This is a genomic window from Candidatus Enterovibrio altilux, from assembly GCF_002381345.1.
Classification (GTDB): domain Bacteria; phylum Pseudomonadota; class Gammaproteobacteria; order Enterobacterales; family Vibrionaceae; genus Enterovibrio; species Enterovibrio altilux.
This window is the reverse complement of record NZ_CP020660.1, coordinates 1,173,053-1,189,483: the sequence shown is the minus strand read 5'-3', so window position 1 is coordinate 1,189,483 and position 16,431 is coordinate 1,173,053. Positions and strand designations below refer to the sequence as shown.

Sequence of the window (16,431 nt, the reverse complement as noted above, 5' to 3'; positions counted from 1 at the left end):
AAGTGGTCTTCCTTAGCTTAAAAACATCATCACTCCCATGAGGAATAAAAAAACAGCAAATACACGCTTAATTATCGGCGTTGGCAAACGCAAAGCCAGTCTAGCGCCATACTTTGTTGTTAGTACTGAGGTGCTTACAATACTAAACAACGCAGGTAAATAAACGTATCCGACACTATAATCAGGTAAAATTTCCGCTTTTGAGAGACCAAAAATGACAAAACCCGTCATGCCTGACACTGAGAGAAATACACCACAGAGAGAGGAAGTACCAATGGCTTTTCGCATTTCAACACCATAATAGTTCAAATATGGCACAGTCAACGCACCACCACTGATACCTATAAGACTAGATACCACACCTATAATGCCACCGTTCATGATATTTTTGAACACTGAAGGAAAAGACCTAACCACTCTTATCCTTAATGGTAAAATCATTTGTAATGCCAGCAACAATACAATCACACCAAAGACACGAGGCAGATACTCTGCTAAAAATTGGTCGGCGATACAGCTACCCATAAAACCACCAACTAATATGCCAGGTAATAGAGTTTTAATGGCAGAAAGTTGAATATTACCAAGTTGATAATGCAAGAAAGCAGAAGAAGATGATGTCACAATTATACTGGCTAAAGAGGTTCCAATAGCCATCGGCATAGTGAGCGAAGGAGAAAGCCCAACCCCAGGCAATAACATATACAACACAGGCACAATAAGTAAGCCACCGCCTATGCCTAACAATCCCGCTAATAATCCTATACCGCTGCCTAGCATTAAACAGACAATAACAAGCCACAAGGTGGCATCTAACATGCGTGTATTCCTATTTAACTTTTAAATGAGACCACCCAGGTTGTACTTCCCCAAACATATTTCAATATCAAACGAGTATTACTCGCCAATGAAAGACTGCTCATCGTATGAACATGCTTTACAATGCACCAAAATGAATATGGCGAAGGACATATGTAATTTTAGTAATGCTTCATGAATTCATACTAAATTGACGCTTACCCATACCTACGATTCACCTTACGCCTATAGGATCATCAAAAAATTTACCACACGCACTGACCGGTGATTATTGCTTTGTTTCCTAATTTAAGTTCAAGTAATAATTTCCAATATAATTCATTATTAAACAATTGTTTATATTTAAAGCATACCTAGCTCTGTCACTATCTTCAACGCTTTTATCATAGCATACGTTGCGCTAATCTTAGCACTATGATCCCTTAGGATTAATGTCCCTACGAAACGTTTTTTTAACTAAAATTATTGCCATCTCTTATAGGAAACATTTATGATCATTATAATATTGTTCGATGCCGCAAGTAACATCGCCTAATAATTTCATTGATTTTTAGGCTGGTCTGTTTGGGCAAGTTAGGTAGCACTTCACTATCAGTCACATTCGATAGACTTAACTCAGAAGCAATAACTTCATGCGTATTGATATCTACCACTAAATGTAACTTGTGTCAGACTCGACGTTTCCCCATCAATACCAGGCTTTTTTACTTTTCATTCGTCATCACCGTAGACTTTGAGCCCCATAGAATCAATAGCTAAGCACTAAATGGTCTATTCATCAATTCAGGATGTTAGTAAGCCACAATTGATTAAATCTTAATTATATTACTTCCGGTTGGTTACTTTGTAGCGAAGCTTGTGCAGAAACCTGAATATTTAAGTGAAGTTAGCTGTTTAGAATATAGATAATAATTTAGTTCCTTTATTTAGAAAAAACAGCCTAATAAATCTACAGAAAGTTCTGAAAAGTTAATCATCACTCAACACTTTCTATAGATGGTGACCCCTCCCAGACTTGAACTGGGGACCAATCGATTATGAGTCGAGTGCTCTAACCACTGAGCTAAGGGGCCCTATAGGTAATTGATTATAAGGAGAAACAGATAGAATGTCTAGTGTTAACCACTACCTTATTGATACAATTTAAATCAGTTAAACGTAATTAGTTAAAAAAGCGAACTAAGTTCGCCTTTCTATTTTTAAAACTCCAATTAAATGAATTATTCGTCTAAAAAACTACGCAGAACTTCAGAGCGGCTTGGATGACGCAGCTTGCGCAATGCCTTCGCTTCAATTTGACGAATACGTTCACGCGTTACGTCAAACTGTTTACCAACTTCTTCTAACGTGTGGTCGGTATTCATATCGATACCAAAGCGCATACGCAAGACTTTAGCTTCACGTGGTGTTAAACCAGCCAGAACTTCGCTAGTTGCCATACGTAGGTTGTTCATTGTTGCTGAATCCATTGGTAGCTCTAGAACTGTATCCTCGATGAAATCACCTAAATGCGAATCTTCATCATCACCGATTGGTGTTTCCATGGAGATTGGTTCTTTAGCAATTTTCAGCACCTTCCGGATTTTGTCTTCTGGCATTTGCATACGCTCTGCTAATTCTTCTGGTAGTGGTTCACGACCCATCTCCTGAAGCATCTGACGAGATATGCGATTCAATTTGTTGATAGTTTCAATCATGTGAACTGGTATACGAATAGTACGCGCCTGATCAGCAATAGAACGTGTAATTGCCTGACGGATCCACCACGTTGCGTAAGTTGAAAATTTATAACCACGGCGGTATTCGAATTTATCGACTGCTTTCATGAGACCAATGTTACCTTCTTGGATTAGATCCAAAAACTGTAGCCCTCGGTTAGTGTATTTCTTCGCAATAGAGATAACCAGACGTAAGTTTGCTTCAACCATTTCTTTCTTTGCACGACGTGCTTTTGCTTCACCAATTGACATGCGACGGCTTATGTCTTTAATACGCTCAACATTCAGACCAGTTTCATCTTCGATAATCTTTAGTTTTTGTATACAACGACGAAGGTCTTCTTCGTGCTCTTTCAGACGCCCTGCGTAAGGTTTTTCAGAAGCAAATGTCTTGTCTAGCCAGCTGTCAGATGACTCGTTACCTGCAAACAATTGAACGAAGGTTTTCTTTGATATTTTTGCTTGATTAACACATAGGTGCATCACAAGACGCTCTTGCGTGCGGACACGATCCATTGTCTTGCGCATTTCGCTCACCAGACGGTCAAATTGCTTAGGAACCAAGCGGAACTGTTTGAATACTTCAGACAGTTTCGAAACTACTCCTACTGTTTTTGCATGAAAACGTCCATTTTTTTGAATTGCTATTTGCATATTTGCGTATGACACACGAAGTTCTGTGAATTTCTCACGAGCAAACTCCGGATCAATACCAGTGTTCTCCTCTTCGTTGTCATTCTTGTCTTTATCTTTATCTTTGTCTTCGTCTTCCAGCTCTTCTTGGCTTAATTCTGAACCAATGTGCGTTGCTGTGGGAGCAATGTCCTTTTGGCTTGGATCAACAAAACCAGAGAGAATCTCGGTTAAGCGTAGTTCTTCTGCTTCAACTTTATCAAATTGATCAAGAAGATATGCAATTGAACCTGGATACTCAGCAACTGAAATCTGTACTTGATTAATACCATCTTCAATGCGTTTAGCAATGTCAATTTCGCCTTCGCGAGTAAGCAACTCAACAGTGCCCATTTCACGCATGTACATGCGAACAGGGTCTGTTGTGCGGCCTATTTCGGATTCAACATTAGATAATGCGGCGGCTGCTGCTTCGACAGCATCTTCATCGGTGACTGTTTCAGACATCATCAGCTCATCGGCATCAGGCGCAATTTCAACTACCTGAATACCCATATCATTAATCATCTGAATGATATCTTCTATCTGGTCAGAGTCGACAATATCTTCTGGTAGGTGGTCATTAACTTCTGCATAGGTTAAATAACCTTGTTCTTTACCTTTTACAACAAGCAACTTTAACTGTGACTGCGGATTTTGATCCATAGACGATATCCAATTTCGGGTCTGAGTTAAGAATGTAGCGTGCGAAACACAAACTACTAATACTAGCAAATTACAAGAGTACTGATGACTTTCTAGTCAGGACGGCTTTGGATTAATAGCCATAACTCCTGCTGTTCTTCGGTTGATAAGCCTACGCTTCTATCTTTTGCCTGTAACTTGTCTATTTGTTGTATGACACACTGGGCAAGAACTTTATCCAATGAATCTAAAAATACATCTAATACATTGTATTCATTGATGGGTAACTCCCAGCTTGCCAATTTAGCTAACAATACTTCTTGATCTGTGCCACGCCAAAACTCAAGCAGCTGTCCTGTTGTAACATTGGGACACTGGTTGCAAAGTTCAAGCATGGTAGTGAATATTTTAAGGCCTGGGATGCTTAGTTCATCGATTCCATCCAATGGAGGTAGTGATTCCGCAAACTTTGGATTTTGCAGTAGTAAAGTTATTACTTCTCGCATTGGCGTTCGCTTCATTCTCGGTAATAGCGTACGTACCTGCGATGGGGCTTGTTTGCTGATTAGTTTTTCTAACTGTTGCTCATCGGGTAAACCCAGTTTTTGTCCCAGTATATTCCGCAGATAAAGTCGCAGTGTTCCGCCAGATACTTTTTCAATCAATGGTACGGCAAGTGTAGTAAGTTTCGCTTTTCCTTCTTTACTGCTGGTATCTACCTGTTCAATTAGGGTAGAAAACATAAACTCGGAAAGCGACATCGATGCCGCAAGCTTTTCTTCAAAAGCCTTTTTTCCTATTTTTCGAACCATTGAGTCAGGATCTTCACCATCAGGTAAAAACATAAACTTTAGCTGGCTGCCATCATTCAAGTATGGAAGTGCATGTTCCATGGCTCGCCATGCTGCATTATGACCAGCACTATCTCCATCATAACAACAAACAACATTGGACGTTTGTCGAAATAAAGTTTGAATATGATTGGCGGTAGTGGCTGTACCCAAAGAGGCCACAGCATAGTCAATACTAAATTGTGCCAAAACAACCACGTCCATATATCCTTCAACAATCAGCAATTGCTTTGGCTCATGGTGCACTTGTAATGCCTCGTATAGACCATACAGCTCTCGCCCTTTATGGAATATAGGCGTTTCTGGTGAGTTAAGGTATTTTGGGGTACTATCATCCAAAACACGCCCACCAAATCCAATCACGCGCCCACGACAATCCCGAATAGGGAACATAATGCGTCCCCTGAATCTGTCATAACATCGTCCATTATCATTTTCTACCAGCATGCCGGTAGCGACAAGTAACTGCTGACTTTCGTTGTCTTTACTGAAGCGTGTTCGAACCTGATCCCATTCATCGGCAACATAGCCCACACTGAACTTTTGTACAATCTCGCTCGAGAGCCCTCGACCGTGCAGATAATCAATCGCAATAGGTCCCACATCAGTGCTGAGACTGCTTTGATAAAACTGGGTGATTTGCTCCATTATCTTATAAAGGTTGTGTTTTTGATTGCTATAAACATATGGGCCTTTTAGTACATCTACGTCTGATTGTTCGCGTGGAACCTCAATACCCAATTGAGACGCAAGTTCTTCAACTGCATCAACGAACTCTAAGCGATCAAACCCCATGATGAAATCGATGGCATTACCATGTATACCGCACCCAAAACAGTGATAAAATTGCCTTTCCTGACTAACTATAAAAGAGGGTGTTTTTTCATTATGAAAAGGACAGCAGGCACCAAAATTTTTACCCTGCTTTTTAAGTTTCACATGAGCGCCTATAAGATCGACAATGTTCAGTCTGGCGAGTAAACCATCAATAAAAGCACGTGGAATTTTTCCTACCATAACCTACGTTTATTTGATAAGTTTGAGCATGTCAATAAATGGGAGTATATATTTAAAGTAAGTTGTATTTTTACTACCTATGAAAAACACACAAACGACACATTTCGCTATGAGTAGCACGGCTTATTTGCAGTTTGGATGAAATGTTATTTCATACGTTACATTAACTAATGTCTCCCATAAAACACGACCTAAAATTAAAATTTTAAAATAGTTATACTTCTACTATATTTTCCATCGGATGCTCACCAGACACCACGATAATATTTTTGACTCATATCACAGAATAATTATAGCATGAACACGTTAAATTCAGCTAATTCTGCGTCAGCAAAATCATCACAATGATTGACTAAAATTGTGATATACATTATCACATTGCTTAGTTATTTTAACCATGATTACTTAGTGTTTTTTTGAAAATTTAAGTGTTTTAAACATTACTTTTTAAGTATTTAACTCAATAGATAGTAACACTATAAGTGAAAAATAAAGTTCATATTTTATTTTTATTATTGTAATTTGTTCACTCTTAATACGAGTAATCAATCCCGTGTTCATAAATTTGTATTAGTTTAGTCATAATTAATACAGGCGAATGTGACGTGCATTTTCACGAGCCAGCTTCTTCAAGTGACGTTTCACAGCAGCAGCCTTAGCGCGCTTACGAACGGTAGTGGGCTTTTCAAAGTTTTCACGACGACGAACTTCAGAAAGAATGCCTGCTTTTTCACAAGAACGCTTAAAACGACGTAATGCTACATCAAATGGCTCATTTTCACGGACTTTAACTACTGGCATATGCCTTTCACCTCCTGGGGGATTGTATCAGTGATTGCTGGAGACAAATAACCAGCTATTGATTAATAATAGTATTAAATTTTAATCTGGAACTTAGGCATTTGTAAAGCATAACTGGTTAATTTAATCCTGCACATGTAATATTGTTTCTTTAATTTATGAAATATGTCAAATCCATTAACAAACGAAGTAAATTGAGGTGGCATGCGAATTTTGGGAATTGAAACATCCTGCGACGAAACTGGCGTTGCGATTTATGATGATGAAAAGGGGCTTTTAGCACATCAGTTATACAGTCAGGTTACGCTGCATGCGGACTACGGTGGCATCGTCCCGGAGCTAGCATCTCGTGATCATGTAAAAAAAACTATTCCACTTATCAAATTAACGTTAGCAGAAGCTGGCCTTATGCAGAAAAATTTAGATGGTGTAGCATACACTGCTGGGCCAGGTTTAGTTGGAGCACTATTAGTCGGGGCAACAATTGGTCGCAGCTTAGCGTATGCATGGAACATTCCAGCTGTGGCCGTTCACCATATGGAAGGACATTTACTAGCACCAATGCTTGAAGATACGCCTCTGCCATTCCCATTCATTGCATTATTGGTATCTGGCGGTCATACTTTGTTAGTTGAGGTGAGGGGCATAGGTGAATATCAAATCCTTGGTGAGTCAATTGATGATGCCGTTGGTGAAGCCTTTGATAAAACTGCTAAATTGATGGGGCTAAATTATCCTGGTGGTCCGTTATTGTCAAAATTAGCAGAGAAGGGTGATAGCACTCGCTTTACGTTCCCACGTCCAATGACAACCATACCTGGCTTGGATATGAGTTTCTCTGGCCTTAAAACGTTTGCAGCGAACACGATTAAAATGAATGGAAACGACACTCAAACCCGTGCTAATATTGCACGTGCATTTGAAGATGCGGTTGTTGATACACTAGTTATTAAATGTCAGCGGGCATTAAAACAATTCCATATGAAGCGCCTTGTAATCGCTGGTGGCGTCAGTGCTAACCGTCACCTGCGTATTAAACTAAAAGAATTAATGAGTTCTATTGATGGTCAAATCTTTTATCCGCGTATGGAATTTTGTACAGACAATGGGGCGATGATAGCGTATGCCGGTATGCAACGATTAAAAAACGGTGAACACACTGATTTGAGCGTGAAAGCATTCCCACGTTGGCCAATTGATCAGTTGACATCTATTAAGTCAGAGAATTAATAAACTAACTTTATTTCATCAATCTGTTTACGCAATCTGAGATTCAAGATTGCGAGTTATTTAGAGCACTAAATTTAAAAACAATCGATAATAAACATAAATTTATCAAGAGGGAAAAAACACAAATTTACATATTTTATATGAGCCTCTAACGTACGCTATTACTCGCTTTAGCTTTGTTTTTTTAAAACAAATTCATATAGCCAATCCCCTCATGATTCATTATGAAACAATAGCTTTCGTATGAAGCATACCTAGTTTCATCCGCTTATTTAAAGCTTTTGCCATACCGCCGGTTTCACTAATCTGAGTTGTATGCTCCCTGAGATTCAATGTCCCTACCAATAGTTTTTAACTCAAAACATTGCTGCTTTGCTAAGGAATATTTATGGTAACCGCCTTTATTTCCTAAGTAAGGGAACTAAATTTTCAATCAACACTCTAAACAGTCATAATCACTTAAATATTAAAGTCTGTGAACAATCTTTACTACAAAACAACTACTAGAAGCAGTATAATCAAGCTTTAATCAATCATAGCTCACTAATATTTTGGGTTGATGAAGAAGCTATTTAGCTATGAAATCAAACTAAGCAGTGTAATCATGAGAGACCTAATTTGTTTAGCAACTTAGCCATTACGACAGCTTTCATGGTAAAATGCATATTTTCAGTGCCATTTCATGCTCGCACTATTCATGCATTAGTAAGCGAGCCAAAACAATTAACGTCATGCGTAAGGCAAAGAATAAAAAAAGCACCCAGCACTTAGCCATTGATTTTACTGGTTCAAAGTCTACGGTGGAGGAAAATGGGAAATAAAAAAACATAGCACCGATGGGAAACGGCGAGTCTAGCACAAGTTGCATCTAGCGGTAGTATTAAATACGCGTGAAATCATTGCTGCTAAACTAAGTGCATCAAATGTGACTGGAAGTGCAGTGCTACCTAACTTGCTTAAAGAGACCCGCTGAAAAATCAATGAAATATCAGCTGATAGTACTTACGACACCAAATAATATCACGAAATCATTCGTATTAAACAAGTGGTTCCAATAATCCCACCAAAAAAGCAATTTTTTAGAAACGAAAACACCAGCGTAATTTAGCGGTCAGTTACCAGAAGTTATACGGTTCCAAACAACATTGAAAAATGAGGGATGGTTACCATAAACTTTCCCTATCAGAGACGGCAATTTTTCAAATCAAAGAACTACTTGGAGGACATTAAGCTTTAGAGATCACAATGCTCAGATTAACGAAACTTATGCCATGATAAAAGCGATTATTTAATCGTTAATCATCTTAGCATTTGCGATCTAAACTCAAATTAAAAAGAAAGCCGTCTTTCAGTGACACTCACTAAAAAATAGAATTTAGGATTAGGTACTATCACAAAAGACAACTCTGCAAACTGCACAACAGTCACGATACATGGGAAGTTCTTTACGTCCTCAAAACTGTCAGTTAAGCTCACCACAGTAGTGTGACACCTAGTACATATAAAAACACGCATTTACTATGACCGACTATTCTGTCGCAGGTTTGCATTTTTAGTTCAGAGACAGAATACGAATCTAATTCTGTTCCTCCTAGGTGTGCAGTTTATCATGATCTTATTATTACTTAATAACTGGACAACAATGTGAATATTTTCCTCGTGGGCGGTGCCGTTCGAGATCAATTGCTAGGGCTCGATGTAAAAGATCAAGATTGGGTCGTTGTTAACGCAGATATTAAAACCATGTTAAAAGCAGGTTACAAACAAGTTGGGACAGACTTTCCTGTGTTCTTGCATCCAAAAACACACGAAGAATACGCACTAGCTCGTATTGAGCGAAAATCAGGACAAGGTTATACAGGGTTCGTGTGCGATTTCGCTCCGGATGTAACATTAGAAGAAGACTTACAGCGTCGTGACCTCACCATCAACGCCATTGCACAAGCTGACGACGGTTCCCTAATTGACCCTTATGGTGGAAAAACCGACCTCGATAACAAGATTCTTCGCCATGTGTCACCCGCATTTATCGAAGATCCACTTCGCACGTTGCGTGTTGCGCGTTTCGCCGCTCGCTTCCACTCGCTAGGTTTTCAAGTAGCTGATGAAACAATGGTGCTCATGAGCAAAATTGTTGAAAGCGGAGAGCTGAATACACTCACACCTGAACGTGTTTGGATGGAGTGGAAAAAATCACTCTATACTTCGCGCCCTGATGTCTTTCACAGCATCTTACGAGATTGTGGTGCACTCGCCGTGGTGTTACCAGAAATTGATGCTTTGTTTGGCGTTCCACTGCTCGGACAATGGCACCCAGAAATCGACACAGGCATTCACAGCCTCATGGTTACTCGTCAAGCCGCGAAGTTAACCAGCAACACCTACATTCGTTTTGCCACACAAATGCATGCTCTTAATGAAATCCTTATACCGTCGGAAGAATGGTCAAGCCATAAAACGTATGCAAAAATAGGAAACATATCCGTTAAAGCAGTGTGCGAACGTGTACGCGTGCCCAATATGTATCGCGATGTAGCACTATTTGTCTGCATAGAACACACCAACATCCACAACGCAGGCGAACTAAAAGCATCAACTTTTATCAAACTATTTGACCGCAATGATTTCTGGCGAAAGCCTGAACGAGTACCTCAACTCGCCATCGCCAGTCAAGCCGTCTATCAAGGAAGAATAGGCTTTGAAAATTGCCCTTATCCACAAGCACAATGGTTAATTGGTGCATTTGAAGCAGCCAATACTGTAGATGTGCAACCAATTATGGCGGAAGGTTTTCAAGGCCATAGTATACGTCAAGAATTAACACGCAGAAGAATACATGCGGTGAAGATGTATTTAAACGAAAATAGGACTTTGCTCCCTAATTTGAGTTCAGATAAAAATTTCAACATGACTAGCGATTGAACAATCGCTTTTGTTTTAGACCTATTTAGCACTTTTATCATAGCGCAAGTTTCGCTAATCTAAGCATTATAATCTCTTAAGCTCAATTTTCTTCCCAAGAGTTTTCCCACTCAAAATATTGCCGTTTTTAATAGGGAGCATTTATGATATCCATACCTTTTTCCCATGCGTGTTTGAATCGTATATCTTTTGATAACTGACCTCTAAATTATGCGGATGATCTTGTTTCCAAAAAATTACTCCTTTTCTTAACGAAATGAATGAAACCGCTCGTTTAATACGCACGGTTTCATAATATTGTCTAGTCCCGTAATCGCTATAGGCCAATATTTCATCGATTTTTTCAGCGAGTTTGTTTGAGCAAGTTAAGTAACACTTCACCGCCAGTTACATTGGATGCACTCAACTCAGCAGCAATGGTTTCATGCATATTTATATCTACCGCTAAATATAACTTGCGCCAAACTTGCTGTTTCCCATTAGTACCATGTTTTTTACCTTCTCTTTCCTTCACCGTAAATTTTGATCCCCATCGAATCAATGGCTAAGTGCGGGATGTTTCCTTTATTCTTCGTCTTAAACGTAACGTTAACCATTATGGTTCGCTTACTAATGCATTAATAGTGCGAGCATGAGAATAGCACTTAAACAAGTTTGAAAACAAAATTAATGAATCCTTGCCGATTCCTCAATAGCATTGAAAATACTCATTTAACCATGAGAACCCTCGTAATGGCTAAGTCACTGAATACATGAAGTCTTCCATGAATATCCTACTTAGTTTTATTCCATAGTCTAATGGCTTTTTTATCAATCCAGAATGTTAATGAGTCATGATTGCTTACAGCTGCATTATACTGCTTCCAGTTAGTTGTATTGTAGTGAGAATTGTTCATAGAATTGAATATTTCAAGTAACCTAGAAGTTTAGAGCGTAGATTGATAATTTAGTTCCATGATTTAAAAAACAAAGCCGGAACATAATAAAACTCGTGATTCTAAAACGTAAGTCTTCCTTTGCGACTGCAGCAAAATAAAAAACCATAGTTTGCTCACGAAAGCAGTCATCATCCATCCGTATCAATAAAGCTTCACCATGTAATCTTTTCATCAGCACTTTTGATTCGTTTTTTTAACAAAAATTTTTAAAAATACTAATGCTAAGATAGTGCCACCATTACTCGAGATTGACGATATTAGGTGCTTACTTCATTGAAGCTTCTTTTATTAAAGTGACAAATGCAATTAATTAGAAAAATTTACCTCTAAGGAACTAATATAAGCATATCAATGGGATACTCCGGATAAAAATGAAATTTAATATTCAGGAATTATGATATGACATTTATCAATAAAGAAAATCAACACACACAAAGTGTAACTTTTCCAATTTTCAAAGGAAATATATGGGTAAATGTAACTACTGATGCATTATTTGCAGGTAAAATCATCACTGCATTTAATCTGCCAGGTGCATTTACACCAACATGTTCATCAAACCACCTACCACGTTATAATAAATTATTCCCAATATTCAAAAAATACGGTATTGATGATATTTTATGTATTTCTGTTAATGATAATAACACTTTCGTGATGAACACTTGGAAAGCAGACCAAAAAGCAAAGAATAGTACATTTATTCCGGACGGTAATGGCGATTTTACACGTGGTATGGGTATGGCTGTATCTAAGAATGATTTAAGCTTTAGTAAACGCTCATGGCGTTACAGCATGCTGGTTAAAAATTGCATTATAGAAAAAATGTTCATTGAAGCAAACGAGCTGAGCGAGCCATTGAAAGTTTCTGATGCAGACACCATGCTAAACTACTGAGCACCAGGACACAGACTGCAAGAATCAATGACTATATTCAGTAAACTAACTTGTCCATTCTGTGTAAAAGCAAAACAATTACTGATGAACAATAAACTACAATTTGAAGAAGTTTTTTTAGATCATAACACCACCACAGTAAGCTTACGTGCAATTACTGGTAGTACAACCGTACCACAAATATTCATCAGCGGTAAACACATCTAAAGTAACGAAGAACTAGAAACGTACCTTACTTAACCCTCCAATATGAAATGCATATTATTTCAACTTGCAAATTAATCTCTTTATTGTATAGGCTGTGTTTCTTCATTCAAATTCGAATAATACAATTTCCACATGATTCACTATGGGTATAATAGTTTTCGTGTTAAGCATATCTAATCTTGTCAGCTCATTTAATGCTTTTATCATGGCGAAGGTTTCGCTAATTTAAGTTATGTGAGCCCTTAAGCTCAATATCCCTCCCAGTAATTTTTTAACTCAAAATATTACCCTTTTTGCTAAGGTATGTTTATGATAGCATACCTCGTTTTACAATGCCTATTTGAACCGTATAACTTCTGGTAATTAACTAATAAATTACGCGGGTGAGCTCGTTTCCTAAAAATTACTTCGTTTCTTAATAAGATGGGTGGAACCACTTGTTTAATACGAATGATTTCGTACATTCTTTGGTGCCGTCAACACTCTCAGCTGATACTTCATTGATTTTTCGTCGAGTCGGTTTGAGTAAATTAGGTAGCACTGCACCGTCAATTACATTTGATGCACTTAATTCAATTGTAATGATTTGATGCATATTTACATCTACCGTTAAATGTCACTGACGCCAGATTCTTCGCTTCCATTAGTTAGTACCCTGCTTTTTAGCTTTTTATTCGCCTTCACCGTAAACTTTGAGCCCGTAGGATCAATGACTAAATACGGGATGATTCCTTTATTCTTCGTCTTGCACGTGACATAAACTGTCTTGGTTCGCGTGCTCATTCATTAATAGTTAGAGCATGACAACTTCAATTGAACCAATTTGAACACAAATTTAATGAATCACCGCAGACCTCTATAAATAACCTTGAAAATATGTCTGCAATGATGCGAACGAACATAATGGCTAAGTCAACTAAATCTTCCATGATTACCTTATTTAATTGAATGTCAAAGCTAAATGGGTTCTTCACAACCCAGAATATTAGTAAACTACAGTTGATTAAAGCTTAATTATACTACTTCCAGTTAGTTGTTTTGTAGCGAAGATTGTTCATAGACCTGAATATTTAAGTGGGCCTAGCTATTTAGCATGTTAATTAATAATTTGGTTCTCTGACTTAGAAAATAAAGCCTGTATCATACATGTTCCACAGCAGAGGCAACAATGTTTCGAGTCAAAAAACTACTAGGAAGAACATTGAGCCTAAAGGAGCATAAAACCAAAAGTAAGCATCTAATAGTTGATCATCCTGAGATATAATGTCTGAGCTAGGGTTAGGTAACAAGATCCTTTGCAAGTGACATCCGCTCAGCTTGCACCATATTGAGATCACAGTTCCAAGCTCTAAGCTTATCCAAATCACTTCGCTACTACCAAAAAGAACTACACTTCACACTATAATAAGTTGATTTTTATTCAGTTGTATTGCGTTTTTTGGATTAACTAAAGACTTTCATATACCTCAGGATCGGTATCATATTAATCAACCTAAGAAAACAAGCAAATTTTTTTTACTGCACGCGCCTAGTTATTTCAACATCTTACCAAAAAATTCAATTACAGACATTAAAAGGATCTGAAATGTCAGATATGCGAACACTTGGCGAATTTATCGTTGAAAAACAGCATGAATGTCCTAGTGTTAGCGGCGAACTAAGTTCGTTACTATCATCTATTCGTTTAGCTGCAAAAATTGTTAACCGTGAAATAAATAAAGCTGGTCTCGTTGATATCATAGGCGCATCTGGCAATGAAAACGCACAAGGCGAACAACAACAAAAACTCGACGTCTATGCCAATGAAAAATTTAAAGCTGCCATGGCTGCGCGCGACCAAGTCTGCGGTGTTGGTAGCGAAGAAGATGATGATGTTGTCATTTTCAGTGAAAAGCACGGACCTAATGCTAAATACGTCATTTTAATCGATCCCCTCGATGGTTCCTCCAATATTGATGTAAATGTGTCTGTTGGGACTATATTTTCAATCTATCGACGCGTGTCGCCTCTAGGGCAATTAGCAACTATGGAAGATTTCCTCCAACCTGGTAACAAGCAGGTAGCTGCTGGATACATTATCTACGGGTCTTCCACTATGTTAGTTTATACGACTGGAAATGGTGTTCACGGCTTTACCTATGACCCATCAATCGGTGTTTTTTTTCTTTCACACGAGAACATAACTATTCTGAATAAAGGATCTATTTATTCCATTAACGAAGGAAACTACATTACGTTTCCTAAAGGAATTAAGCAATACTTGAAGTACTGTCAAGAGAATAAACCTGAAGATAATCGCCCATATACCTCACGTTACATCGGCTCATTAGTAGCCGATTTTCACCGCAATATGCTCAAAGGAGGCATATATTTGTACCCAAGTACCGCCACCTATCCTAGCGGTAAATTACGCCTATTATATGAATGCAACCCCATGTCCTTCATTATGGAGCAAGCGGGTGGCAAGGCGTCTGATGGTAAGCAGCGTATACTTGATATCAAACCTATAGCACTACATCAACGCGTACCATTTTTTGTTGGCACCACTGATATGGTGAAAAAAATAGAAGAGTTCCTCGAGCGAAACTCCGATTAAAAATAATTTTTTTTTGTGAAAAAGCTCCATATACAAAGTTTTGTTTCCTAATTCAAGTGCAGGTAGCAAATCTCAATATAAGTAACACTTAAATGGTTACTTATATTTTAGACATACCTTACTCTATCAACTTATCTAACGCTTTTATCATGTCGTCGGTTTCACTCATCTGCGTTGTGTGATCCCTTCGGCTCAATGCTCCTCCCAGTAGTTTTTTGACTCAAAACATTGCCGCCTCTGCCAGGGAACGTTTATGGTAACCGGCTTTACTTTCTAAATCAGAGAACTAAATTTCAAAAAATACCTAGACAGTTAGGCTCCCTTAAATATTTAGGTCTATGAATAATTTTCACTACAAAACAATTAACTGGAAACAGTATGATCAAATTATAATGAATCGTGAATCGTGGTTCACGAATATTCTGGGTTGATAAAGAAGCTATTCAGCTATGGAATTAAACCAAGTAGGATCATCATGAAAAACTTAGTTTATTTAGCGGATGAACCATTACAACGGCCTTATGATTAAATGCGTATTTTTAATGCCATTGAGAGGTCTGCCAGGCTTCATTCATGCTATTTCTAAACCTGCCACCTATCATTGTCATGCCCTCACTATTCATGCATTAGCAAGCGCACCAAAATGGTTAACGTCGCGTTCAAGACGAAGAATAAAGAAAGCATCCAACACTTATTCGTTGGTTTTACTAGGCTCAAAATTTAGAGCAAAGGAGAATGGAAAGTAATAAAGCAGGACACTGATGGAAAGTGGCGAGCTAGTACAAGGTACATTTAGCGATAGATATAAATACGCATAAAATAATTGTTGCTGAGTTAAGTGCATCAAATGTGACTGGCGACAAAATGCTGCCGAGCTTACTCAAACAGACCCGACGAAAAATTAATGAAATATCAGCCTATGGTGCTTACGACACCAAGCAGTGTTACGAAACCATTTGTATTGAACGAGAGGTTCCACTCATACCATCAAAAAAACAATTTTTTGGGACCGAGGTCATCCGCATAATTTAGCGGTTAGTTACCAGAAATTATACGGCTCAAATCAGCATTGAAAAATGAGGTATGGTTACCATAAACGTTCCCTATCAGAGATGGCC

Annotated in this window: 9 protein-coding genes, 1 tRNA gene and 5 pseudogenes; 7 read left to right on the top strand and 8 right to left on the bottom strand. The window is 38.2% G+C overall.

Annotation, left to right across the window (positions count from 1 at the left end; translation table 11 throughout):
* Nucleotides 1–12 precede the first annotated feature (12 nt).
* The 6 genes and pseudogenes from BTN50_RS05030 to rpsU all read right to left on the bottom strand — a co-directional run bounded on the left by BTN50_RS05030 (nucleotide 13) and on the right by rpsU (nucleotide 6,523).
* A complete protein-coding gene (locus BTN50_RS05030; protein ID WP_096619250.1) occupies nucleotides 13–819 on the bottom strand; it encodes a sulfite exporter TauE/SafE family protein in 807 nt (268 codons plus the stop codon).
* Nucleotides 820–1,355: 536 nt separating this feature from the next.
* Nucleotides 1,356–1,578, bottom strand: a pseudogene (locus BTN50_RS11140) (transposase); the annotation flags it as partial.
* A 238-nt stretch (nucleotides 1,579–1,816) separates the two neighbouring features.
* Nucleotides 1,817–1,892: transfer RNA gene (locus tag BTN50_RS05020), tRNA-Ile, on the bottom strand.
* A 147-nt stretch (nucleotides 1,893–2,039) separates the two neighbouring features.
* On the bottom strand, nucleotides 2,040–3,875 hold the full coding sequence (rpoD, locus tag BTN50_RS05015) for an RNA polymerase sigma factor RpoD (RefSeq protein WP_096619249.1): 1,836 nt from the start codon (nucleotides 3,873–3,875) through the stop codon (nucleotides 2,040–2,042).
* A gap of 92 nt (nucleotides 3,876–3,967) precedes the next feature.
* A complete protein-coding gene (gene dnaG / locus BTN50_RS05010; protein ID WP_096619248.1) occupies nucleotides 3,968–5,722 on the bottom strand; it encodes a DNA primase in 1,755 nt (584 codons plus the stop codon).
* A gap of 585 nt (nucleotides 5,723–6,307) precedes the next feature.
* Nucleotides 6,308–6,523 carry a 30S ribosomal protein S21 gene (gene rpsU / locus BTN50_RS05005; protein WP_096619247.1) on the bottom strand — a complete coding sequence of 72 codons (216 nt, stop codon included), beginning with the start codon at nucleotides 6,521–6,523 and terminating at the stop codon, nucleotides 6,308–6,310.
* 204 nt (nucleotides 6,524–6,727) lie between these two features.
* Here rpsU and tsaD point away from each other — a divergent pair, with 204 nt between their 5' ends.
* From tsaD to BTN50_RS04990, 3 genes and pseudogenes are all read left to right on the top strand, one after another.
* Complete coding sequence (gene tsaD, locus BTN50_RS05000; RefSeq protein ID WP_096619246.1) at nucleotides 6,728–7,753, top strand: tRNA (adenosine(37)-N6)-threonylcarbamoyltransferase complex transferase subunit TsaD; 1,026 nt, start codon at nucleotides 6,728–6,730, stop codon at nucleotides 7,751–7,753.
* 475 nt (nucleotides 7,754–8,228) lie between these two features.
* Nucleotides 8,229–9,045 (top strand): annotated as a pseudogene (locus BTN50_RS04995) (IS5 family transposase).
* A 352-nt stretch (nucleotides 9,046–9,397) separates the two neighbouring features.
* Entirely contained in the window at nucleotides 9,398–10,675 is a 1,278-nt protein-coding gene (locus tag BTN50_RS04990; protein ID WP_096619245.1) for a multifunctional CCA addition/repair protein, read from the top strand.
* Between the two features lie 62 nt (nucleotides 10,676–10,737).
* Here the strand turns inward: BTN50_RS04990 and BTN50_RS11135 are convergent.
* A pseudogene (locus BTN50_RS11135) lies at nucleotides 10,738–11,571 on the bottom strand (IS5 family transposase); the annotation flags it as partial.
* 441 nt (nucleotides 11,572–12,012) lie between these two features.
* Between BTN50_RS11135 and BTN50_RS04980 the strand changes: the two are divergent.
* Nucleotides 12,013–12,717 (top strand): annotated as a pseudogene (locus BTN50_RS04980) (glutathione peroxidase).
* A 102-nt stretch (nucleotides 12,718–12,819) separates the two neighbouring features.
* Here BTN50_RS04980 and BTN50_RS04975 read toward each other — a convergent pair.
* A pseudogene (locus BTN50_RS04975) lies at nucleotides 12,820–13,721 on the bottom strand (transposase).
* Nucleotides 13,722–14,302: 581 nt separating this feature from the next.
* Here BTN50_RS04975 and fbp point away from each other — a divergent pair.
* From fbp to BTN50_RS12270, 3 genes are all read left to right on the top strand, one after another.
* Nucleotides 14,303–15,313 (top strand): class 1 fructose-bisphosphatase, encoded by a 1,011-nt coding sequence (gene fbp, locus BTN50_RS04970; protein WP_096619244.1) that lies wholly within the window; start codon nucleotides 14,303–14,305, stop codon nucleotides 15,311–15,313.
* Between the two features lie 601 nt (nucleotides 15,314–15,914).
* Entirely contained in the window at nucleotides 15,915–16,037 is a 123-nt protein-coding gene (locus tag BTN50_RS12275; RefSeq protein WP_096619243.1) for a transposase, read from the top strand.
* Nucleotides 16,038–16,111: 74 nt separating this feature from the next.
* Complete coding sequence (locus BTN50_RS12270) at nucleotides 16,112–16,345, top strand: hypothetical protein (protein WP_394336779.1); 234 nt, start codon at nucleotides 16,112–16,114, stop codon at nucleotides 16,343–16,345.
* Nucleotides 16,346–16,431 lie beyond the last annotated feature (86 nt).

What these genes read in the sequence shown, in the direction of transcription:
- BTN50_RS05030 (WP_096619250.1), bottom strand. Translation starts at nt 819, where the DNA reads ATGTTAGATGCCACCTTGTGGCTTGTTATTGTCTGTTTAATGCTAGGC.
- rpoD (WP_096619249.1), bottom strand. Translation starts at nt 3,875, where the DNA reads ATGGATCAAAATCCGCAGTCACAGTTAAAGTTGCTTGTTGTAAAAGGT.
- dnaG (WP_096619248.1), bottom strand. Translation starts at nt 5,722, where the DNA reads ATGGTAGGAAAAATTCCACGTGCTTTTATTGATGGTTTACTCGCCAGA.
- rpsU (WP_096619247.1), bottom strand. Translation starts at nt 6,523, where the DNA reads ATGCCAGTAGTTAAAGTCCGTGAAAATGAGCCATTTGATGTAGCATTA.
- tsaD (WP_096619246.1), top strand. Translation starts at nt 6,728, where the DNA reads ATGCGAATTTTGGGAATTGAAACATCCTGCGACGAAACTGGCGTTGCG.
- fbp (WP_096619244.1), top strand. Translation starts at nt 14,303, where the DNA reads ATGTCAGATATGCGAACACTTGGCGAATTTATCGTTGAAAAACAGCAT.